Genomic DNA, 20,720 nt, shown 5'->3' on the forward strand with positions numbered 1-20,720 from the left:
ACGTTATCTCTAATAATTTCGTAACAAAAATGGATTTTGGTATTATTCATTTTTTAGAATTTTTCTTAAAGACCCAACCTACAACCTGGCACAAACCATCTATTTTATTCTGAAAATAAAACCCCATTTTAAATGAAAGTTTTTGGTACTCTCCTCATACTATTATTTTGGTTTTCAGCTGGTTTTGCACAGGATTACATTAAATTCGTAGTAGACTCTACTGTTGATATTACCAATCATGAAAATATTAAATTTGGAGTAATCTATGACAATAAAAAGGGTAGAAAAAAACGAGTAGGTAGCCTTTACCAAAAACCAATTCTTTCGGCAAAGTTCCAGAAAATGAATTTTTATGTTGGAGAAAAAAGGTATTCATCATTCAAGAAGGAAATTTCTTTAAACAAGAGTCTAATCATTGAATATAATGGAATCGTTCCTATCAGATATAACCATCCCAGGTTTCCAGAGGAAATAATTCATGATACCCTAATTATCCCGGTAATTAAGGATTTTGAAGTTTTTCAACAACCCATTAGTTATGGTCAAAAATTCAATTTAAAAGCGAAATGTACTTATTCTAACGGTGTTATTAAATCCTATGGTGGAGATGATTTAAGATACATTATCAACAGACATGGCATTCGAATAGCATATGAAAATGCAGAATCTATAAATATGATTTCGTGCAAGACAAATCCATTCGATGGCTCTTTAGAAAATGCAAACCTGAAAATCCATATTTCTAATAAAAACTTCTCCAAATCAGTTGAAATTCCATTTACTTTTGGGGGATATCAGACTTTTAATTTCTCTGCATCCAATTCTTCAAAAACTTATGGTATAAATGGTTACAATGGCATTGATGCCCAAAGTGTGACTGTTGATGTTTCTCCTTTCAATGATTCCTTGTATACTCTAAAAATTTCAAACTGGAACACCACAAGAATTATCATTATAAATCCAGTAAAATTTAAGCTGAAAATTCTTGCAAAAGGAGGTAACGGTGCCCATGGAAGTTCAGGAAGCAGTGGCACATCAGGAACAATAAAAAATCTATCAGGAACTGCAGGTGGATCTGGGGGGAATGGAGGAAATGGAGGAAATGGTGCACATATTCTAGTGCTATATCCCAAATCATTTACCAAACATTTATCATGCATTTACTTCGATGTTTCAGGGGGAGTAGGAGGTAATGGAGGATACGGGGGAAGTGGGGGAGATTATAAATATATTGAAAATGGCAAGTTGAAAAATGCTGATAAAACTGCTCCTTCAGGTCCATCCGGAAATAATGGAAACAGAGGATATGCAGGACTAATCCAGTATATTCAAAAGGATTAAAAATGCCTAATTACACCACATATCAATATGAGCAGCTTTAAGATTATTTTTCTTTTATTCATTTTTTTTTCAAGCGTTTATGCCTAGTCATTCAATAATCCAATAACTCCCCCAAATCATGCTCATAGTCCATCTGGAGATCTTCATGAAGGGTAGATATTGACTTTTTGATAGCTACTACCTGTCTTTCATAAATATTTTTGAGAGCAACATAATTCCAGATTGGAGGTTTTATTTCCCTCAATTTTTGACAATAGTAAATCAGTAATTCAATTTCAGTTTCCTTTTTCTTGGAATATTGGATATGCTTTTTGATATGGGTTAAAATCTTTCTTGCCCTTTTTCGGATGTAATAATAACTGGCCAGATTTATTTCCTCAAAAAGATCGTCAACTTCTCTTTTGATACTTTCCACAAAAGCATGCTCATCCTCAGCCTCAAAAAGCAAATAAGTGAGCAGTTCTTTATTTTCTTTTTTAAACTTCGACATCATCAGACAAAGCTCCATCAATTCTTTAGGCGATTTTGTGCCTAATTCGTATTTTATCTCTCTTACCGAGGCCGCTTTCATTTGTTAGTATTTTTATCTGTAATTATAAAGAAAAGATCTTTTTGAATTTTTTCGGTAATGGTAAATTAAAATCAAGAATTTCCCCAGAGACAGGATGGGAAAATTTAAGGCCGGAAGCCTGTAAATACAATCCTTTTCCTTTTAAAATTAAACCTGGTTTTCCATAATCTTTATCACCCAAAATCGGTTGTCCCAGTTGGGACAAATGAATACGCAATTGATGCCTTCTCCCTGTCAGTGGTTTTAAGGCCACCAGATTCAGTATGCCAAATCGTGCTGATTCAACTGACTTTAAAACTTCAAACCAGGTTTCCGCCATTTTCCCTCCAATGGAAGCATTCAAAATCCCGGTTTTCTCCATTTTACCAATGGTAACCGCATGGTAAATTTTCTCCATCTTTTTCTCTTCAAACATCTTACTGAGTGCAACAACAGTTGAAGAGGTTTTACCAACCAGCAATAACCCACTTGTGGGAAAATCCAAACGGTGCACAGGAGCAGGTCTGGAAAGTGCATCTGTCTGCCGGCTAACCACAAGGTTGAAAGGAAGGGCATTATATATGGTTTTCAGTTGATTCCCACTTACCACTACTCCTGCAGGTTTATGGATAACAGCCAGATAATCATCTTCATAGCAAACTTCCAGTTTTAATTCAGCAATAGGCTGATCCGGAATAACGCTGGGTTTACAAAGCGAAATAATTTCTCCTCCTTTTAAAAACCTTCCGGTTTCTGCAACTTCCCCATTTACCATTACCAAGCCTTTTTTAATGGCTTTTTTCATTCCCTGTCTGGTGGTTATGGCATCAAATATTCCAATAACATATTCCGAGAGCCTGACTGGGTGATCCTGAGTTAAAACAGTATGCGATTCGATTATTTCCAAGTATATTCCTTAAGGAAGGTTTTTGTGACTATTCCTGATTTTCTTTCATGCAGAGTAAAGTTGAAAAAATAATAGGTAAAGATACGTCCATAGAAATTAACTTCTGGATTTTTCCCTATTCATTTTGCCTTTGTAATTTCAATGCTCCTATGTCCATATTATCCCTATATTTGAGTACAAATCAAATCCTTATCTCAGGGATTGCTCATTTATATATAGTAATTGAAAATGAAAATATTTACAATCATACTGCTTGCGCTGTTACTTTTTAAATGCCAACACCAGCCAGAAAACCCAAACTTAATAGAAACTGAAATTTGTATTTACGGAGAAAGTGAAGCCAGTTTTATCGCAGCTATAAAAGCAGCTAAATCAGGGAAATCAGTAGCGCTAATCTCTCCTACGGGCCACATTGGCGGTTTCATGATTGAAGGGCTTTCCTCAAGTGATATAGGGGATGGCCATGTGGATAATAAAAGATTTGTGAGTGGACTGCCATTAGAATTTTACATAAGAATTTCCAGATATTACGGACATCAAAAAGGTTTGGGAGATTTTGGATGGGAACCACATGTAGCCGAAAAAGTGATTTTAGACTGGCTGGCAGAATATCCTAAAATCGCCATCCATAAAAACGAAAGGTTGAAAGAAGGAAAAGCAGGAGTCGTAAAGGAGGGCAGGCAAATAAAAGAGATTGTAATGGAGAGCGGGAAACGATTTTTTGCTAAAATATTCATTGATGCCATGATTGAAGGCGATTTAATGGCATTTTCTGGTGTGAGTTACACTTTTGGAAGAGAGGGAAATGCCAAATATGGGGAAACTATTAATGGGGAGTTTCCCAGGCAGGTGTACCGCCAGTTTGAAGTAAAAATTGATCCATATAAAATACCGGGAGATTCAAGCAGCGGACTTTTGCCCACCATTTTGGATGGACCCTTACAAGAACCCGGAGTATCAAGTCCTTATATCATGGGATTCTGTTTTAGAATTTGCCTAACTGACAGCGCTGAAAACAGACTGCCTATTCAAAAACCTGCAGGATATAATCCTAATGAATATGAAATTTACAGAAGGTATTTTGCTGCAGGAGGTTCAAATCCTTTCCTGAATAATGGCCCAAGATCAAATGTACCTAACCGGAAAACAGATATGGGAAGCTGGCACGATCTCTCTGCAAATTTATATGGCATGAATGTAAATTATCCCGATGCTGGTTACCAGAAAAGACAGGAAATTTACGATTACCATAAAAATTTCACTCTTGGACTGATTTGGTTTTTACAAAATGATGAAGCTGTTCCGGAAGAGGTAAAAGAGAAATGGAAACCCTTCGGCTTACCCAAAGATGAATTTATGGAGCATGGAAACTGGCCAAGAAAATTTTATGCACGGTCTGCAAGAAGAATGGTTTCAGATTATGTAGTGACGGAAACTAATGGCCGGCCGGGAAGTGCTCAGGCGAAAGACCCAATTGGTGTTACGCTTTGGCCTTTTGATATGCATGCAGCCAAACGGGTAGTAAAAAATGGATATGTGTGGAACGAGGGATTTGTATTTGATAAAAATATACAGCCATATGGCGTAAGTTACAAGGCATTAATTCCCAGGAAAGAGGAATGCACAAACCTGATTGTGGCCGCCTGCCCTTCTTCATCCTATGTAGCTTATGGCAGCCTAAGATTGGTCTGGATGTTCATGACTATGGGACAGGCAGCCGGAGCTGCGGCATCTATTGCAATTGATGAAAATACTTCGGTGCAGGAAGTGCCTTATGATCAACTAAAAACAAGCTTACTGCAAGAGGGTCAGATATTAGATGCGCATCATCATGGAGATGGAAAAACCATGGTTCATTAGTAGAAAATTAATGGCTTTTTTCCTTTAAATAATGATAAATAGCCACCTGGGATCTGCATTCTTTTTCCAGTGGCTGCCGCTGTTTTTTGCAATTTTCCTGTTCAGCATTAAGTGTGACTGCCTTGCTATTATCCTGCAGTTGAAAATCCAGTATTTGAAGAATTTCTGCTTTTAAGGCCTCATTAAAAATAGGGTAACAAACTTCTACTCTGTGGTATAAATTCCGTTTCATCCAGTCAGAGGATCCTAAAATAACTTTGGTTTCTCCTCCATTTCCAAAAACAAATGCCCGGGCATGTTCCAGAAACTGATCCACTACCCTTGTCACTGTAATATTTTCACCTTGATTTTCAACTCCGGGAACCAAACAACAAATCCCTCTCACAATCAGGTCAATTTTCACTCCGGCATTGCTGGCCTCATATAGCTTGTCAATCATCACTTCATCCTCCAGGTTATTCAGTTTTATTTTGATAAAAGCCTCCAGCCCTGAAGCTTTCAACCGAATTTCATTGTCAATTAATTCAAGAAAACTTTCCTGTAAATTGACCTGAGCCACAAGTAAATGGGAAAGCTGAGGTTTTTCTCCATTATTGAGAAAATGAAATACTCCCCTTAATTCTTTTGTCAATGCTGCATTGGAAGTAAACAACCCATGATCTGCATAAATTTTCGCTGTACTTTCATTGAAATTTCCAGTTCCTAAAAAGGCAAATTCCTGCTCCTCCCCCGCTATTTCTCTTGTGATCAATGCAATTTTTGCATGCACCTTTAAACCAGGAATACTATACATTATTTTCACACCGGCTTCTTCCATCAGCCTGGCCCATTTCAAATTATTGGCTTCATCAAATCTGGCTTTCACCTCTACAAAAACAGTCACATCCTTGCCATTTTTGGCGGCACTGATCAGGGCATTGGCAATAAAAGAGTTGGCCGCAATCCGGTAAACAGTCAGTTGAATTTTGGATACATATGGATCGATAGCAGCCTCATTGAAAAACTGAAGTACATAATCATAGGATTGATAGGGAAAGTGTAATAAATAATCCTTCTTTAAAATGGCTTCAAAAAATGTTTTATGGTCATCCAGCTCTTTTAAATCCAAAGAATTAAGTTTTAGGTTTTCCAGGGCCGGTTTTTGGGGATTTGGCAAGCCAAGAAGGTCATTAAAATTATGATACTTTCCTCCAGGAACCATATCTTCATCCGACAATTCTAAATTTTCCTTTAAGAATTGTTGCAATCCTTCAGGCATATTCAAATCGAATAGAAACCGGCTGGGTACCCCAATGTTTCTTTTGGAAAGATGCTTTTTAATTTTATCCACCAAATCACCGGAAAACTCATCATTTATGAGCAAATCAGCATCCCGGTTAATTTTAATGCTATAACAGCCATTTACTTCATAGCCCGGGAAAATAAGATCCAGATTTTCCCTGATGATGTCATCCAGAAAAATATAATAGTGAATGCCATTTATTGCAGGCAGCTGGATAAAACGAGGCAGATGATCGGATGGAATGTTTAAGATTGCAAAGCTCTTTTCTGCTTCCTGATTTTTTAAATAGGTTAGTTCAAGTGCAAAATATAGCTCTCGGTTATTTAAAAAAGGGACTTTATTTTTGGATAAAACCACAGGCTGTAGGAATGCTAAAACCCTGTTCTTAAAGTATTTTCTTATGAATTGTTTATGCGTTTCGGAAGTAATTGCATCCTGATAAAGTACAATTCCGTTTTCCTTTAAAACAGGCAAAATTCCATCTCTAAAAATTACTCCAAATTCCCGTTGGTGCTGTCCTACAGTTTCCTGAATGGCATGAAATACAGCTTTTGGTTTGAAATCCAGTTTTTTCTTGATTTTCTTTTTAGGCAATTTTAAAATACTTCTCAGAGAAGCAACCCTTACTCTAAAAAACTCATCGAGATTGGAAGAAAAGATAGCCAGAAATTTTATCCTTTCATACAAAGGCACCTCAGGATCGGCAGCCTCCATTAGCACCCTGTAATTAAATGATAACCAACTTAAATCTCTATTATAATAAGAAAATACTTTTTCGGGTTTTTCCGCGATTTCGTCCATTTCGAAGGTAAAAAAATAATGAGCAATTTCTGCCCAAAACAAAACCATTCCGTGCGAAATACAAAAAAAGTTAAACGGGTTGATGGAAATTTAATATTTTATTGATTTTAAAAAATGGGAACTCATTAAGTGTAACTTTGCGAAAACAGTATTTTTACCACAAAAGGAAAAGAAAATGGATGTAAAAGATAGCAATGGAAACATCTTAAATGATGGGGACTCCGTCCATGTGATTAAGGACCTGAAAATAAAGGGCATGTCAAAAACCCTGAAAAGGGGAAACGTAATTAAAAATATCAGGCTTACAGGTGATTCTGGAGAAGTAGAATGTAGGGTAGGCAAAAGTCAGGTAGTATTGAAAACGCAATTTTTGAAGAAAGCTTAAATGGATTGAACATTGGCCAGATAAAGCCAATGTTCTTCTTTTTCCAAAATCCCTCAATTCTGAGAAGGCTCTGGCACTAATAATGTAGCCCTGCCAATGCGATTCCAGGCATTTATTCCGACAATTGCCATGATTATATCCGCCACTTTTTCCTTCCCAAAAACCTGTATAGCTTGTTCATAAACTTCACTGCTTAAGCCATTTTCAGCAATTAAGGTGATTTCTTCTGTCATTTTGATGATGATTTTCTCCTCCTCCGAAAAAAATGGGGAATCTTCCCAAAAGGGTAAAGCATGAATCCGGTATTGTTTTTCCCCATGTTCAACGGCTTCTCTGGTATGCATCTGCACACAAAATGCACAACCATTAATTTGGGAAGCCCTAATCTCAATCAAATAATACTCTGTGGTGGACAGGGAGCTTTTCTTTATCTGATTGGTCAAATCAAATAAAGGCTTGAAAATTCCTGGTTTTACACTGCTAAGTTCAATTCTTTCTGCAATCATGATTTTTAAATTTTTGGTTACAGTTCAAAATTGACTTAAAAAGAATTCTTAAAAATTAATCATGATTAAGAAATATCACTGACAATTATTTTATAGCAAAGAGTTCTGATTCACTTCTTCCCTCTTATTTTACTGATAAATTCTGGTGTAAAACCAAGATAGGAGGCAATCATATATTGGGGAACTTCCTGAACGAAGGCAGGATTTTTCGAGCAAAAATGATGGTAAAGCTCTTCCCCGGAAAACTTCAGGGAATATTCCATTTTCCGCTGATCTGCCACTTTTACTTTTTCCAGCAATATCCTGAAATAGTTACAAATAGCAGGAGAAACCGCCATCACCTTTTCTAAATGAACCCGACTAAACTTCAAGACTTCACATTTTTTTGTAGCCTGTATGTACTTTTTAGCGGGCGTGTGGTTAATCAGACTATCCAGATCAGTAATCCACCAGTTAGGTATTCCAAAGTTGAAAATCTGCTCATTTCCTCTGTCATTTATTTGATATAACCTCAAACACCCTTTCAACACGAAATACTGGAATTTGCAAAACTGCCCCTCCTTCAAAAGAAATTCCTTAGGGCCTACTGCCTTGTATTCTACCTCCTCAAAAAGCAATGCCAAATCCTCTTCAGTTGGACTAGCAAATTGTTTGATATGTTCGGTGAGTTGTGGGTTCATTGGAAAAATGGTGATTGGAAGTTCTGCAACGGAAAGTTACAAATTTTCTAATACTACCAACCTAAACCTTCACATTAAACCTTAAAGTAGTTTTTAATTTTTCCGGAGCCACTTTTCTGGTATCCGATAAATATATTTCTCTATGGATTTTGGAAACCCTTTTCAATCCATTTTTTTCAGCAAAATCTTCCATTATCCGGAAGGTTTCCGGCTCATCATCAAAACTACCTTTATGCAACATCTGCACACATTTCCCTTCCTCCATTTCTTCAAATGCCACTTCTTTTAGCAATTTAAGTGGTTTTCTAGCCATTGTCATTTCTCTTATGGTTTCCACAAAATTGGCATTTACAAAGTCCGGTTGCCTAATCATTAACTTAAAAACTAAATCGTCTTTGTTAATTGACCCATTAAAATTCTTTTTGGCTTCCTCATTAATATCCCAAACTCCTTCTAGCGGATAAACAACATAATCGTAGAAACCTTTGAGCTTCAGTCCTTTTTTTGGGCTCATTTTTATCCCATAGGAAAGCGTGTACAGAACTTCAATATAATCGGTAAATCCCGGCTCATTTGGGTTCCCTTCTCCATTGATGGTAAGAAATTTAAATTTGGGGATTTCAATTACCTCCGGTTTATTTCCGGGAATGTAGATTTTTTTCTCATTTTTTCTCCATTCATGTTTCATCTTTAGTCTTTTTTTTATGCACAGAAATTGATTCAGAACAAAGTTAGGAGCACCTGGTGACAACCCTATGTCAGTATATCCATGAGAAAAATTTCACCAAGAATTAAATTATTTATTCTCAGTAAGGTATTGTACTAAAAACTCCCACCAGCAACTTCATGCTGTGGGAGTTTTTCATTTATTTTCAAACCAAAACCGGTGGTTAAACACTGACTGGTGATACTTCAACAAAATAACATTTTCATTTGGAGAAACTTATTGGACAGGAATTTCTGTGCTAAACTCTTCAAAAACCTGCTCTAACCACGCATTTAAGCGTTCGTCTGTAAGTTCAGACTCATTATCCTCATCTAAAGCAAGTCCCATAAAATAATTTTGACCTTCATACTCAAAAACTGCCTTCGACTCTTCAAAATCATAGCCTTCTACAGACCAGGCTCCTACCAACTCTCCTCCATTTTCCATCACCACATTACCCAGTGTTCCAATACCATCCACAAAATATTCAGCATAACCAACCTGATCTCCTAATCCGAAAATTGCTACAATTTTACCTGAAAAATCAATAGTCTGGAATTTTTCAAAAAAATAATCCCAATCACTTTGAAGGTCTCCGTCAAACCAGGTGGGTACTCCTATTAGTATATATTCATAGTTGGCAAATAAATCGATCTCCTTTACCCCACTCATATCATGAATCTCCAGATTTTCCTCACCAACGATTTCTACTATTTTTTCCACTACCTCTTCTGTACGTCCAGTATCAGAGCCGTAGAATAATCCTATTTTACTCATATTTTCTTAACTTAGTATGTTTGTGATTTCTTTTTCTATTGCCAATAAAGACACTGTACCCAATAATAATTCCCTGAATTCTAAGAACTCTTTTTTCTCAAATGCATAGCCACTATTCACTCTCGGAGGAAAAATTATTATCTTTTTGGAAGGGGAAACGACCATATCGTCCAGTTTATTAATATCGGTTTCCTCTATAAAATCTTTAAACTTTTGGAGGCTGTTAAACCCAAAAACGATATGTAAATTTCCAAACTCAACCTGGTACATGTTTTTTCCAACTACTTTATGCACCACCCCTTTCGCTGTTCGAAATATTTCGCTGTACCTTTTCTTCATATTTTTTATACTTATTTATAATAAGACTAAATAAGAACAAAGATCAGGTGAAATATTAATTTTTACAATCCCTAGCATTAGGTAAATTTTCAAATGCTTTAATCATGAAAATCATCTGGAAGTTGGTTAAGAGCATGTTTAAATTTTAACTGTTTCGCTGCAAACGCCCATTATTGATATTACCATAAAAAAACTCCCACAACCATTTAAGGCGGTGGGAGTTTTTGGATTTTTTTACCTTAATCAGGAAATCCTCTAATTTTTCGTTGGCTATTTTTTCACCAGCTTTTGATCTCTTTTATTAAATTCATCCAAACCTCTGTCTAAAAATGTGACAAATGCATTTACATCAGGTTCGTAGGCAATTGGTTTGACCAGCAGGTTTTCATTATGGTCCAGCAATACATAAAAAGGCTGGGCATTTCTATTAAATCTTTCTATTTGGAAATGGGCATTGATCGCCCCAATGGTTTTCCTGATCTTTCCATCTTCACTTTTCACCCAATCCTCTTCCGGAACAACAGTCCTGTCATCTACATACAGGGCAATCACTATATAATCATTCATCAATCTTGAGAGTACCGGGGTTTCTCCCCACACATTATCTTCCATCTTCCTGCAATTTACACAGCCATGTCCTGTGAAATCGATAAAAACAGGCTTTCCTTCTTCCTTAGCCACCTTCATTCCCTGCTCAAAATCGTAATATCCCTGAATACCATGTGGCATTTCCTTCATATACTGAGCGTACTTCACATTTTTTCTATTATACCTATTTTCTCCTTCAGCATTCTGATAAGCCAGATATTGTTTGTTTTGCTGAATTTCAGCCATGATGTCGAAATCGTGGGTATTTCTTGGCGGCAAATAACCTGAAAGTCCTTTTAAGGGTGCACCAAACATCCCGGGAATCAGGTAAATCAAAAAGGCAAAACAAACCAGACTTAACAGCAACTTGGAAACAGAAACATGATCCTGTTTTTCATCATGGGGAAGCCTGATATATCCTAAATAATACAATCCCATGAATAAACTAATCGCAGCCCAGATGGCAATATAAACCTCTCTGTCTAAAATTCCCCAGTGATATACCTGATCTGCTACACTTAAGAATTTGAATGCCAGTGCCAGTTCAATAAAACCAAAAGTCACTTTTATGGTATTCATCCAGCCTCCGGATTTGGGCAGTTTATCCATCATTCTTGGGAAGAAAGCGAAAATGGTAAATGGCAGGGCAAAAGATAAAGAAAACACAAATATCCCCAGAATGGGCACCATTAAGCTGGTTTCCCCATTCGAATCGATCAGCAAGCCCAATAATAGCGCAATAATGGGACCTGTACAGGAGAAGGAAACAAGAGACAGGGTAAGCGCCATAAAAAACGGAGCGATCAAGCCGCCTTTATCTACCTGTTTATCGGCACTGGTAATCCATTTACTGGGTAATACCAATTCGTAAGCCCCAAAAAATGAGAAGGCAAAAATGATGAAAATGGCAAAGAACAATAAATTCACGAACCAGTTGGTACTCAGTTCATTGAGTATGGTTAACCCGAACAGTTTTGTCATTATGGCTACCGGAACGGTATAGATAAATATTATGGACAATCCAAAGAAAACAGCTTCTCCTTTTGCCTTTCGGTTGGTAAAAAATGACACGGTCATTGGAATCATGGGAAAGACACATGGCATTACAATCGCAGCCAACCCGCTGGTAAATGCCAACACCATCAACCAGAACAAAGATCCCTGAGATTCGTCTTTTAGTAGTTTATCATTTATAGAGGCTGACGCTTCCTGATCTTCCTCCACCTCTTCCTTTACAACCTCCGTTTTTGGCATATTTTCCTGAACTTCGTTTTCAGATTTTACCTGTTCTGAAGACTCAGATTCTGCTTCTGCAACTGGATTTTCAGTCGCCCCAGCTTTGGGAATGGCTATATCCTTATTTTTCTCAATTACAGGCTCAGTATTGCCCTGTGATCCTGCCGGAGCTTCGTTTTTTACTTTTAAACCGGAAAAATTAAACACTTCTTCAAAGAGGATACATTTTCCATCAATATCACTACAGGTTTGTCCTAGCACACCCACTTTTACATTGAAGCCATCTTTTAGCACTTTCACCTTTTGGCGAAACTCGGCTTTTTCCTTAAAATAAGTGTATTCCCCCTCCCAGATTAAAGAATCATATTTTCTTTTGGGATTAATCGGCTTCACCTCCCCTACCAGCTCATAAGTATCATTTTCCTCAAATGAAAACTCGGTGACCATTGGCCCTAAATCCGGATCGAAATCAGAAGAATACAGATACCAGTCCTTATCAATCTCCGCAGTAAATATCAGCTCCACCGACTCTCCAATTGCGGCCTCCTTTTTCGCCAACCTGGAATCCCACTCTATGTGTTTTTCCAACTGGGCAAATAGGGTAAATGGAAGAATGATTAATAACAAATTTATAATACCGAATTTGATTGTATTGTTCATGGAACTTCAAATGTTTATGCCTGCTCTTTTCTGATTGATATTTTTTGGCCTTCTTAATAACACCACCAAAACTATCTAAAATCAATATCAGTTCAAATATCTTAATTCTTTATGAATTAACCCCGGGATAACTCGCATTATTGGCCCTTCCGCTCTTTTCATTTTCCCCTTCACTACAATTCAATTTTTTGCTTTCAGAATTCTACCCAATTTTGAGACATACAAAAACAAAAAACACAATACTAAATCATAAAAGAGATGAAAAAGTTAACCTTATTATTCGCATTAATTACATTGAACCTCGGCTTAAACAACAATTTATTTGCATATCAGGAAGGAGATAAGCCTGCGAATAAGGAAATAAATGACAATAGGGATGGCAATTTAACGGAACAGGATACGGTAAAAGAAATTTTACTTGATGATGAAGATCTTGATTTAGAAAGTGAACCAAAAATGAAAATAATAGTTTACAATCAGGATGGAGATTTGGTCTATTCAGCAGAAATGGATGAAGAGGATTTTGAACAGAAAGATCTTCCTTATGGAGTGGAATTAATGATGAATTATGGTAATACCTATTATTACACAGTGGATGATTCACCAGTAGATCAGGGTCCATTATTACAATAATCTTTTTAACCTTAACCTATAAAAAATACCCCGGGATCAGTAAAAAATTTGCTGATCCTTTTTTTATACCTCTTCCAGAAGTGTTCTGAAAGCCACGTGTTTTCCCTGATATTTTTCGAAATGTTCTTTCTGTAATGCGGGAGCAAAGTTTTCCAGATAATAATTTAATTTATCAGGATTTTCACAGAAATACTGAATACAATAAGTGGTGCCGGTATTATTGGGATCTTCACTGAGTAATTTCAAAAACTTAAAATCCATAAAACAACCGGTGGCCATTACTTCTCCGATATGTTTATTTTTCATCCAGTCAATCCATTCTACTCTAATTTCCTCCTCTACATTTACAGTTACATTATATAGTATCATTATTCGAAAGCACCCGGCTTATTTAGGATTATAATTCTGATTACCTTACAAAGGTATTTCAGAGAAGGCGGTATTGGAAATAATCAAATAAAAAAGCCATTGGAAAAATCCAATGGCATAGAGGGCTAAAATAAATATCCCTTTGAATTTTCAAATTAGTGCTCTGCAGTGACAACCACGGTTTTAGGTGCAACTTTTAAGGCTTTATCTTCCTCAAGACTTGATGAAGTATAAATGAGGACAAATGGTATAATAAAAAAGGTACAAACCACATAGGCAAAACCGGTAACTTTGTTTTTTTCAGTAGCATTTCCCAAAGCTTCTGCCAGCCTGATAGGAAAATTTCTGATGAATGGAATAGGGAACAAAACCAAAACACCAATTAAATTGAATAACAAATGACAAATGGCCACAGCAAGTGCCGCTTCTGTTTGTGAAATTGCAGCTATTAATGCGGTAACAGTAGTACCTATATTGGCTCCCATTAGAAATGGAAAAGCCTGTCTTAAGCTAATCTTATTAGTAGCTACAAGGGGTACCGAAACTGAAGTAGTAACAGAACTGGATTGTACAGCAGCAGTCATTACTGCCCCCCAAAACAGGGAATAGACAGGTTTTCCAAAAATATACTTTTCCATTTTTTGCTGAGAACTTCCAATAAGCAGACTTTTCAATAAAACTGTAAAAGCCCTTAAAGAGAAAAACAATGCAATTACAGAAACCAGAATGACCAATATTCCATTTTTAGCCAATAAGTCAATAACAAATTTTGCAGTAGGTTTTACAGTAACGGCCATGATATTGAATATTTCGGTGGTTTGTCCGGCCTCAAAATAAAAGAAACCTGCTATTGTGCCACCTAATGAAGATAACAGCCCAAAGAAATATTCCAAAGGAAATAAAACAGCCACTACTAATAAATTGAAAAAATCATGAACCGTAGCAGCAGAAATGGCTTTACCAATTTCTGATCGGCTTGTCATATGGCCCAGCGCTACAATTGTACTGGTAACACTTGTCCCTATATTGGCTCCCATAATCATGGGGATGGCACTTTGTAAGGGCAAAGTACCGGCAGCCACAATGGCTACAATCATAGCGGTGGTGGTCGAACTACTTTGGACCAGTGCCGTAGCCAGTAACCCTACAAATAATCCGATAAAGGGATTAGAAGTGATACTGATGATTTCTTCAGCAATTCCTTTTCCCAATAACTTAAATCCACCACTCATTAAACTGAGCGATACCAGGAAAAGAAACAAGACTACAAATACTAAAACGACTCGCTTTATAAGGCTTAAGGTGTCAATTTCTGGTGCTTTTTTTTCTGCAGTTAACATATCTTTCTGTTTACTTCTCTCCAATTCCTTCTCAAACTTTCCGGTCCTTTCGAGATGATTAATTTTGATTTTAAAAGGATAATTCTAATTGAATTCGGTAAATATATTTGGAGGGTTTAGTCTCCTCTCTTTGGTAACTAAAATCATTTTGCACCTTTATTTTATGACCGATGATGTATTTGGAAAGCGCAAATGTATATTCGTCAATATCGTTTTTTCTTATTTCATCCTCAGGGCTGATGGTGGTAAACCTGGCGGCTATTTCCCAATTTTTCTTGAATAAATACCCTGCCTGCATATTCAATCCTGTACCTACATAAAAAAATTGAAAATCGTCAATAGCCTTTACTTCAGCCGGATTGTTATAAGAAGAGGTTCTTTTGGTATATTCTCCCATTGCAGAAAACCCATTGTATTTGAACATCGCATCCACATACCACGCAGATAAATCCCCTGGAGATTCTACATGGATGAGATCTCCCAGTCTTCCCTTTTCCCGGATGGCATTGTCATTATAATCATAGCTTACCCCTACAGATAATTTTGGCGTTTTTTCTCTCACCAAATCAGCTTCTGAGTAATCCCCTTTTTTTGAAAAATTACCAAATGGCAGGAATTCCAGTCTTCCAGTAAAGCCATAACCTTTATTTCCTTCCACATCATTTTCATTATAAGAATAGTTTTTACCTTCTCCCAAAGAGACAGCAGCTTTTTCTCTTATTAAAAAGTTGCCGATATTAAAGTGGTGATGGAGCTGAATTCCCTTATCCCTGTCAATGTTATATTGTTTATTGAGCAATGAACGGTCTACAAACTGCAAATTTTGAGAAGAAATCACCCGTTCTCGGTTACCTGGGAGCTTGGTTTGTCCTACCCACAGGGTAAAATTTTTATAGAAATTCCACTGAATTACAGCATCAAGGATTTGATTGCCTACCACATCCGCCTCAAATTTGTAGCCCAGACTCTTATGAAAAAGATAACCACTTGATTTTACCCTGGCCCGCCTTATCCAAAGTCTTCTGTCAAAGGATGGTTCTTCAGTGTGGGGCACAGAAGTCAGGTCCATTCTGGTCTGTAGTCTTGCACTGTATTTTATCCCAAATGACACTTTTCCGGTATTAATCTCAATTTTTCGGTCGGTGTCACCATTAATTAACTTGAATCTACTGTTTTCTACCCCCAGTGTATCAGAGTTTTCCTTCTGCAAGGAATTGGCGTTTTGTTGATTTTCCTTTAACAGCTCCTCTTGTTCATTTTTTTTATTTTCTGAAGCCTTTGCAATTTCTTGTGACCATGAAGTATTTGTTAGTAATAGCCCTATAAACAGACAAAATAAGGTAAATTTCATTCTATATTATTTTTTGAATCAACTCCGGCAGGCATTAATTTTTATTAAATTTTTCTTTAATTTTTTTTTACTTGAAAGCAAAAATGAAATACATTATTTAATCAATCATGAATGAAAAATTAATATAATGTTAAGTATTTTCTAACGCTTGTTTTTTAAGACAAAAACCTTAAGTAAAACAAATCAACATTCTATTTGGCAAACAAGGACAATTGTAGAAACAAAGACAGGCTATTTAAAAACACACCTTATTAAAAAACCAGAAATTACTAAAAAACCTTATTGAAGAGGAATAACTCCAAACAAACTGAATAAAATGGAAAGACGCATAAAAACAGATTAAACAAGCAAAAAACAAGCACAATTAGCCTATCTTTACCCATTATAATATTACAAATAACGGAAGGAGGTAATATTGAAAAAGTTATAATTAATCCCAATAAATTACCATCATTTCCTTACCCCTTAAAAACCCTTCTATTTCCTAATCAGGCAGACAAATACTGTAAATCCAAACAACTTTTCTTTTATTTAAATCCCAATCTTAAATCGCTTAAATATTTCTTTAAGACAAATTTCATATTACATAAAAGAAAACTAAATATTAATTTTTAACCTTAAATTAACTTACTATTAACATTAAATGATTCAAATTAACATTTAGTTAATATTAAATATCCAAAATAGCAGCCAAATAGCCTTTCTGTTCCCACTATCAACAATATTATACAGTAGCTTTCTGAAATTATTGAAGTTTTCAGCACCTTCAAAGATTACAAATAAAAAATCTCCAATCAGAATGAGTGTACTGATTGGAGAAATAAAAAATCTAAATTTTTGAGCAGCAGTGGATGCTATTAATTGAGAGAAATGAAAGCAAACCGGCCTCTGCCATTCAGCCCGATGGATCAGGCCAATCAAATCTATCCTTTTTGTTTTCTGGTTTCTGAGGGAGAGGAATTGAAAAACTGCCCAAGCAATGCATGTACATTAGGCGAAAGCCTTTCCAGTTTTCTACGCTGGAAGTAATTAATGTACTTAATGTTTTTAATATGTAGGTAATTTTTGTCAATTACCAGATTAACCCCAACATTACTGATCATACACACAAAGGCAATAGCCAGACTATACAGACCAATCATATCATAGGCCATCCATAGGGCATAAACAATAATTGCCAACGGAATTAAGGCAATTACCCCGTTGATCATCATTCGAATTAATACATTTAAAAATATTTTTTCAGAGGTTCTTTTCAGAATGAACCTGATATAACTGTTGGCAAGGTACTGATATAATCTAACCACTTTTCCGGATATAAAACCGGCAATAATCCCTACCTGCATCGCTGCTAAAACATTCGTGCTGGAATATTCCACACCATCTATCATCCAGGTGGCGGGCAACAGCCTGTTCACTAAAATTGAGGCTACCTGAATCAGAATGATTACCGATAAAAAACTGATCAGGATGAGTATCTGATTTTTCTTATTTGGATACAATTCCACAAAAACAGCCCCCATATAGGTAATTAGAATACTAAAGGCTGCAAAGTAAATAGGTAATAATACGGCCCCCATTCCTTCAAATGGATCATACTGTCCCGGTATCAGATTAAAAGTGGTACCCAGAAAAGCTGTTCCAATAATTACAGCCACAAATGTATCGTAGCGATCCCGATCAATTTTATAGGTCACTTTTAAATCTTCTATTTTGAATCCGAGAAGTTCATAAAAGATAAATGCCAAAGCAGATCCACCTAAATAGGAAGCCATGATATAGGTTATCTCATAAGCATTAATATAGGAAATCCCCAAATAACCAAACACGCCAATTATAGCCAAAAAGCTAAAAAATAATTGAGCTAAACTTTTATATGGTTTAGGGGCGAAAAACACTCCTATATATTTGTAGAAGGCACTTTGCTCCGCCTTTTTCAGGGAAACGTTTCCAATTAAGCGTACCAGAAGCAAAACCCCTGCTCCGGCAATAGCTCCGGAATAGCAGTGTACTAAATTAAAATGTCCGAAATGAATTTGGGAAAAATATATGATAAGCGCTGAAAAGACACTAATAAGCAATGCCTTTTGATAGTGGTAAATACTTGAATTACCAATTTTATTGTTGGTCAGTTTCATTATCCTCATTTTTATTGCTTAGCTGGTTGAAAAAGCAATTTTCATTGTTGATGTGCAGAAGTTTAATTGACCCAGGCACATGTATGTTTTTAATTTGATTTTATACCACAAATGTACGTCAAACCAATTGGAGAGGTTTATTTTTAAGACAAACAAATGTTAAAAAACAGGCTGAGGAGCTGTCAGAAGAGAAAATGAAGGTAGAAGGAAAGGCGGAAAAATCATCCATTTCCCCCTTTCCTCAGGTAAGATTTATAAGTTTTTCATCAAATACTGATACATTTTTATCATGCAGTCAATATCATGTTTGTGGACCTTTTCATCAGGAGTATGTACATTATCTTCCGGAGCACCCACAAAACACCAGTCAAACGGATAGGATGATTTTTGCAATTGATTGCCATCGCTTCCACCTGCATCTTCCACTTCCAGTTGAAAATCAATCCCACTCGCTTTCGCCAGTTCAATGATCTTATTCAGGTATTTCCTTCTCGGAATGCCACTATCTCTCATGGAAACTGCGACCCCCTTCCCATGTTTCACTCCGTCTGTAACCCAGGTGATATCGGAAATCAAAGCCTGCCTTACCTGATAGTTTTCAAAAATGTATTTCCCTAAATAGCCTACTGCACCTCCTCCCGCTTCTTCGTAACAGGAAAAACAAATGATGCCATCTTCCAGGGTTTCAGCCACTTTAAGCGCATTGTAAACACCAAGCCGGTTGTCCATATAGCAGGATTGCACAAACTCATCACTGGTTCGAAAGTCCGATTTAAATACAAGCTGGGTACCCCGGTCTATTTCCCTGTCATATTTGTAGTAAGCTTTCTGGCTTCCTTCGCTCACAGACATTTCACATTCAATTTCTCCTTTGGAGTCCTTTCCTACCAATACATAATTATGTTTGATTCTTGGACCTCCAATTTTCACCAGTTCCTTATTATACTTCACAGTAAACCCAATGGAGTCCAGGTGGGCAAAAATTGCCGTTCTGGGTTTCCCAAATACCAGGATAATACAATCCTGAAATTCTTCTCCCTCAATAATCTGAGGCTGCACTTTCCAGTCAGATTGGTTTGCTTTGATATAGTTTAACACAAAATCCTTCATTGGACCTTCATCTCCGGAAGGCGCCTGGATTTTGCACAATTGTTTTAATAATTCCATGCGATTTATTTATGGTTATGCAATTCAAGGTGCAATAATCTAAAAAGCAGGAGCAAATCAAAACCATTTCAGGAAAAATAAAGTCAGTTCACTATTGAATGTCAATGAAAGAAATGCCTTATACCAATATATTCCTAATTTAAAACTGTAATAGAGTTGTAAAAAAAGCACAAACAAATAATTTGCTTGTGCCTCTTAAAAAGGATCATTATTTGTTTAAACCTAAACCCCTTCAGCAATTACTTCCTGTACCTGGGGAACCATTCTTTTCATCATAGTTTCTATTCCCGACTTTAAAGTGATGGTAGAAGCCGGACAACCACTGCATGAACCCTGTAGCAATACTTTGAGTAATCCACTTTGCTCATCGAAAGAATGGAACTGAATCGCACCTCCATCCATTTCCACGGCTGGTTTAATGTATTCGTCCAAAACACCTTTTATTTTCTTTACAGCTTCAGTATCATTATTCAACTCAACAATTGTATCAGGCTGGTCTTCATTGAAAATAGGCTTTTCGGCTTCAAAATACTGCTTGATAAATTCCTTCAGTTCAGGAATTACACTTGCCCAATCGGTGGCTTCATCCTTAGTAATAGTAATGAAGTTACTCATATAAAACACCCTTGTCACATAAGGAAACTGAAATAATTCCTGAGCCAACGGAGAATTTTTCGCACTTTCTAAATCTGGGAAATCCACATTCTCCCCCTCACTCAAAAGCATGAAATTCAGCATAAACTTCATGGAGTTAGGATTAGGATTGGCCTCTGTGTAAATCGTGAGGTTTCTTTTATATAATTGATCTTTGTTATATCCTTCTGGCATGTCTCTAAAATTTTACAATTCTATAATTATTCCCATTTCATCAGTCCGGGACTGATAATGTTACAAAAGTAACAAAGAAGTGGGAAATTAATTCCATTGAATTGTTAAGAGGGCACTTTATCTTGAAATTTACCTGCTAACCTGCTGAAGTATCATTCTTAATCCCAATTAGATGGCAATTTTTAGATTAATAGTTAACTTTAACCCCGGAGCTAGTGCAACCAAAATGGAAATTTAGGAGGTATTTCAGTAAGCTAACAAACTGACGATCAACCC

19 protein-coding genes are annotated in these 20,720 nt (G+C 36.4%); 4 read left to right on the forward strand and 15 right to left on the reverse strand.

The window, feature by feature from the left end:
* Nucleotides 1-132 precede the first annotated feature (132 nt).
* The gene (locus A3EM_RS0101915; protein WP_020526471.1) at nucleotides 133-1,341 is read left to right on the forward strand and encodes a hypothetical protein; all 1,209 of its coding nucleotides are present in this window, start codon (nucleotides 133-135) and stop codon (nucleotides 1,339-1,341) included.
* A 91-nt stretch (nucleotides 1,342-1,432) separates the two neighbouring features.
* Here A3EM_RS0101915 and A3EM_RS0101920 read toward each other — a convergent pair whose 3' ends face one another.
* Nucleotides 1,433-1,912 (reverse strand): hypothetical protein, encoded by a 480-nt coding sequence (locus tag A3EM_RS0101920; RefSeq protein WP_020526472.1) that lies wholly within the window; start codon nucleotides 1,910-1,912, stop codon nucleotides 1,433-1,435.
* A 22-nt stretch (nucleotides 1,913-1,934) separates the two neighbouring features.
* On the reverse strand, nucleotides 1,935-2,798 hold the full coding sequence (locus tag A3EM_RS0101925) for an RluA family pseudouridine synthase (RefSeq protein WP_020526473.1): 864 nt from the start codon (nucleotides 2,796-2,798) through the stop codon (nucleotides 1,935-1,937).
* Between the two features lie 228 nt (nucleotides 2,799-3,026).
* Here A3EM_RS0101925 and A3EM_RS41245 point away from each other — a divergent pair, with 228 nt between their 5' ends.
* Nucleotides 3,027-4,658 (forward strand): FAD-dependent oxidoreductase, encoded by a 1,632-nt coding sequence (locus A3EM_RS41245; protein ID WP_020526474.1) that lies wholly within the window; start codon nucleotides 3,027-3,029, stop codon nucleotides 4,656-4,658.
* Nucleotides 4,659-4,665: 7 nt separating this feature from the next.
* Here the strand turns inward: A3EM_RS41245 and ppk1 are convergent, their stop codons facing one another.
* Nucleotides 4,666-6,741 carry a polyphosphate kinase 1 gene (ppk1, locus tag A3EM_RS0101935; RefSeq protein WP_044237262.1) on the reverse strand — a complete coding sequence of 692 codons (2,076 nt, stop codon included), beginning with the start codon at nucleotides 6,739-6,741 and terminating at the stop codon, nucleotides 4,666-4,668.
* A 175-nt stretch (nucleotides 6,742-6,916) separates the two neighbouring features.
* Between ppk1 and A3EM_RS0101940 the strand changes: the two genes are divergently transcribed.
* Nucleotides 6,917-7,126 (forward strand): alkylphosphonate utilization protein, encoded by a 210-nt coding sequence (locus A3EM_RS0101940; RefSeq protein WP_020526476.1) that lies wholly within the window; start codon nucleotides 6,917-6,919, stop codon nucleotides 7,124-7,126.
* A gap of 53 nt (nucleotides 7,127-7,179) precedes the next feature.
* On the opposite strand, the gene A3EM_RS0101945 is transcribed toward A3EM_RS0101940, so the two are convergent.
* The 6 genes from A3EM_RS0101945 to A3EM_RS0101970 all read right to left on the reverse strand — a co-directional run bounded on the left by A3EM_RS0101945 (nucleotide 7,180) and on the right by A3EM_RS0101970 (nucleotide 12,618).
* Nucleotides 7,180-7,632 carry a carboxymuconolactone decarboxylase family protein gene (locus tag A3EM_RS0101945; protein ID WP_020526477.1) on the reverse strand — a complete coding sequence of 151 codons (453 nt, stop codon included), beginning with the start codon at nucleotides 7,630-7,632 and terminating at the stop codon, nucleotides 7,180-7,182.
* Between the two features lie 110 nt (nucleotides 7,633-7,742).
* Entirely contained in the window at nucleotides 7,743-8,312 is a 570-nt protein-coding gene (locus A3EM_RS0101950; RefSeq protein ID WP_020526478.1) for a Crp/Fnr family transcriptional regulator, read from the reverse strand.
* Between the two features lie 61 nt (nucleotides 8,313-8,373).
* Complete coding sequence (locus A3EM_RS0101955; RefSeq protein WP_020526479.1) at nucleotides 8,374-9,000, reverse strand: GyrI-like domain-containing protein; 627 nt, start codon at nucleotides 8,998-9,000, stop codon at nucleotides 8,374-8,376.
* A gap of 255 nt (nucleotides 9,001-9,255) precedes the next feature.
* Nucleotides 9,256-9,795, reverse strand: a complete 540-nt coding sequence (locus A3EM_RS0101960) for a flavodoxin (RefSeq protein WP_020526480.1) — start codon at nucleotides 9,793-9,795, stop codon at nucleotides 9,256-9,258.
* A gap of 6 nt (nucleotides 9,796-9,801) precedes the next feature.
* Entirely contained in the window at nucleotides 9,802-10,134 is a 333-nt protein-coding gene (locus A3EM_RS0101965) for a DUF6686 family protein (RefSeq protein WP_020526481.1), read from the reverse strand.
* A 270-nt stretch (nucleotides 10,135-10,404) separates the two neighbouring features.
* A complete protein-coding gene (locus tag A3EM_RS0101970) occupies nucleotides 10,405-12,618 on the reverse strand; it encodes a protein-disulfide reductase DsbD family protein (RefSeq protein WP_020526482.1) in 2,214 nt (737 codons plus the stop codon).
* Nucleotides 12,619-12,876: 258 nt separating this feature from the next.
* Between A3EM_RS0101970 and A3EM_RS0101975 the strand changes: the two genes are divergently transcribed.
* The gene (locus A3EM_RS0101975) at nucleotides 12,877-13,251 is read left to right on the forward strand and encodes a hypothetical protein (RefSeq protein WP_157637703.1); all 375 of its coding nucleotides are present in this window, start codon (nucleotides 12,877-12,879) and stop codon (nucleotides 13,249-13,251) included.
* Between the two features lie 63 nt (nucleotides 13,252-13,314).
* Here the strand turns inward: A3EM_RS0101975 and A3EM_RS0101980 are convergent, their stop codons facing one another.
* The 6 genes from A3EM_RS0101980 to A3EM_RS0102010 all read right to left on the reverse strand — a co-directional run bounded on the left by A3EM_RS0101980 (nucleotide 13,315) and on the right by A3EM_RS0102010 (nucleotide 20,444).
* On the reverse strand, nucleotides 13,315-13,620 hold the full coding sequence (locus A3EM_RS0101980; protein ID WP_020526484.1) for a DUF4286 family protein: 306 nt from the start codon (nucleotides 13,618-13,620) through the stop codon (nucleotides 13,315-13,317).
* Between the two features lie 155 nt (nucleotides 13,621-13,775).
* A complete protein-coding gene (locus A3EM_RS0101985; protein WP_020526485.1) occupies nucleotides 13,776-14,960 on the reverse strand; it encodes a Na/Pi symporter in 1,185 nt (394 codons plus the stop codon).
* A 70-nt stretch (nucleotides 14,961-15,030) separates the two neighbouring features.
* A complete protein-coding gene (locus tag A3EM_RS0101990) occupies nucleotides 15,031-16,311 on the reverse strand; it encodes a porin (RefSeq protein ID WP_020526486.1) in 1,281 nt (426 codons plus the stop codon).
* 923 nt (nucleotides 16,312-17,234) lie between these two features.
* Complete coding sequence (locus tag A3EM_RS0102000; protein WP_020526488.1) at nucleotides 17,235-18,449, reverse strand: sodium/proton-translocating pyrophosphatase; 1,215 nt, start codon at nucleotides 18,447-18,449, stop codon at nucleotides 17,235-17,237.
* A gap of 252 nt (nucleotides 18,450-18,701) precedes the next feature.
* On the reverse strand, nucleotides 18,702-19,616 hold the full coding sequence (locus A3EM_RS0102005; RefSeq protein ID WP_020526489.1) for a M20/M25/M40 family metallo-hydrolase: 915 nt from the start codon (nucleotides 19,614-19,616) through the stop codon (nucleotides 18,702-18,704).
* A 222-nt stretch (nucleotides 19,617-19,838) separates the two neighbouring features.
* Nucleotides 19,839-20,444: a NifU family protein gene (locus tag A3EM_RS0102010; RefSeq protein WP_020526490.1), complete on the reverse strand. Its 606-nt coding sequence runs from the start codon at nucleotides 20,442-20,444 to the stop codon at nucleotides 19,839-19,841.
* Nucleotides 20,445-20,720: the final 276 nt, after the last annotated feature.

The sequence above is a fragment of the Flexithrix dorotheae DSM 6795 genome (assembly GCF_000379765.1).
GTDB classification, from domain to species: Bacteria; Bacteroidota; Bacteroidia; order Cytophagales; family Flammeovirgaceae; genus Flexithrix; species Flexithrix dorotheae.

Excerpts from the sequence above, each read along its gene's own strand:
- A3EM_RS0101965 (WP_020526481.1), bottom strand. The coding sequence starts at position 10,134 with ATGAAGAAAAGGTACAGCGAAATATTTCGAACAGCGAAAGGGGTGGTG.
- A3EM_RS41245 (WP_020526474.1), top strand. The coding sequence starts at position 3,027 with ATGAAAATATTTACAATCATACTGCTTGCGCTGTTACTTTTTAAATGC.
- ppk1 (WP_044237262.1), bottom strand. The coding sequence starts at position 6,741 with ATGGACGAAATCGCGGAAAAACCCGAAAAAGTATTTTCTTATTATAAT.
- A3EM_RS0101920 (WP_020526472.1), bottom strand. The coding sequence starts at position 1,912 with ATGAAAGCGGCCTCGGTAAGAGAGATAAAATACGAATTAGGCACAAAA.
- A3EM_RS0101960 (WP_020526480.1), bottom strand. The coding sequence starts at position 9,795 with ATGAGTAAAATAGGATTATTCTACGGCTCTGATACTGGACGTACAGAA.
- A3EM_RS0102000 (WP_020526488.1), bottom strand. The coding sequence starts at position 18,449 with ATGAAACTGACCAACAATAAAATTGGTAATTCAAGTATTTACCACTAT.
- A3EM_RS0102010 (WP_020526490.1), bottom strand. The coding sequence starts at position 20,444 with ATGCCAGAAGGATATAACAAAGATCAATTATATAAAAGAAACCTCACG.
- A3EM_RS0101955 (WP_020526479.1), bottom strand. The coding sequence starts at position 9,000 with ATGAAACATGAATGGAGAAAAAATGAGAAAAAAATCTACATTCCCGGA.
- A3EM_RS0101970 (WP_020526482.1), bottom strand. The coding sequence starts at position 12,618 with ATGAACAATACAATCAAATTCGGTATTATAAATTTGTTATTAATCATT.
- A3EM_RS0101950 (WP_020526478.1), bottom strand. The coding sequence starts at position 8,312 with ATGAACCCACAACTCACCGAACATATCAAACAATTTGCTAGTCCAACT.
- A3EM_RS0101945 (WP_020526477.1), bottom strand. The coding sequence starts at position 7,632 with ATGATTGCAGAAAGAATTGAACTTAGCAGTGTAAAACCAGGAATTTTC.
- A3EM_RS0101940 (WP_020526476.1), top strand. The coding sequence starts at position 6,917 with ATGGATGTAAAAGATAGCAATGGAAACATCTTAAATGATGGGGACTCC.
- A3EM_RS0101990 (WP_020526486.1), bottom strand. The coding sequence starts at position 16,311 with ATGAAATTTACCTTATTTTGTCTGTTTATAGGGCTATTACTAACAAAT.
- A3EM_RS0101980 (WP_020526484.1), bottom strand. The coding sequence starts at position 13,620 with ATGATACTATATAATGTAACTGTAAATGTAGAGGAGGAAATTAGAGTA.
- A3EM_RS0102005 (WP_020526489.1), bottom strand. The coding sequence starts at position 19,616 with ATGGAATTATTAAAACAATTGTGCAAAATCCAGGCGCCTTCCGGAGAT.
- A3EM_RS0101985 (WP_020526485.1), bottom strand. The coding sequence starts at position 14,960 with ATGTTAACTGCAGAAAAAAAAGCACCAGAAATTGACACCTTAAGCCTT.
- A3EM_RS0101975 (WP_157637703.1), top strand. The coding sequence starts at position 12,877 with ATGAAAAAGTTAACCTTATTATTCGCATTAATTACATTGAACCTCGGC.
- A3EM_RS0101915 (WP_020526471.1), top strand. The coding sequence starts at position 133 with ATGAAAGTTTTTGGTACTCTCCTCATACTATTATTTTGGTTTTCAGCT.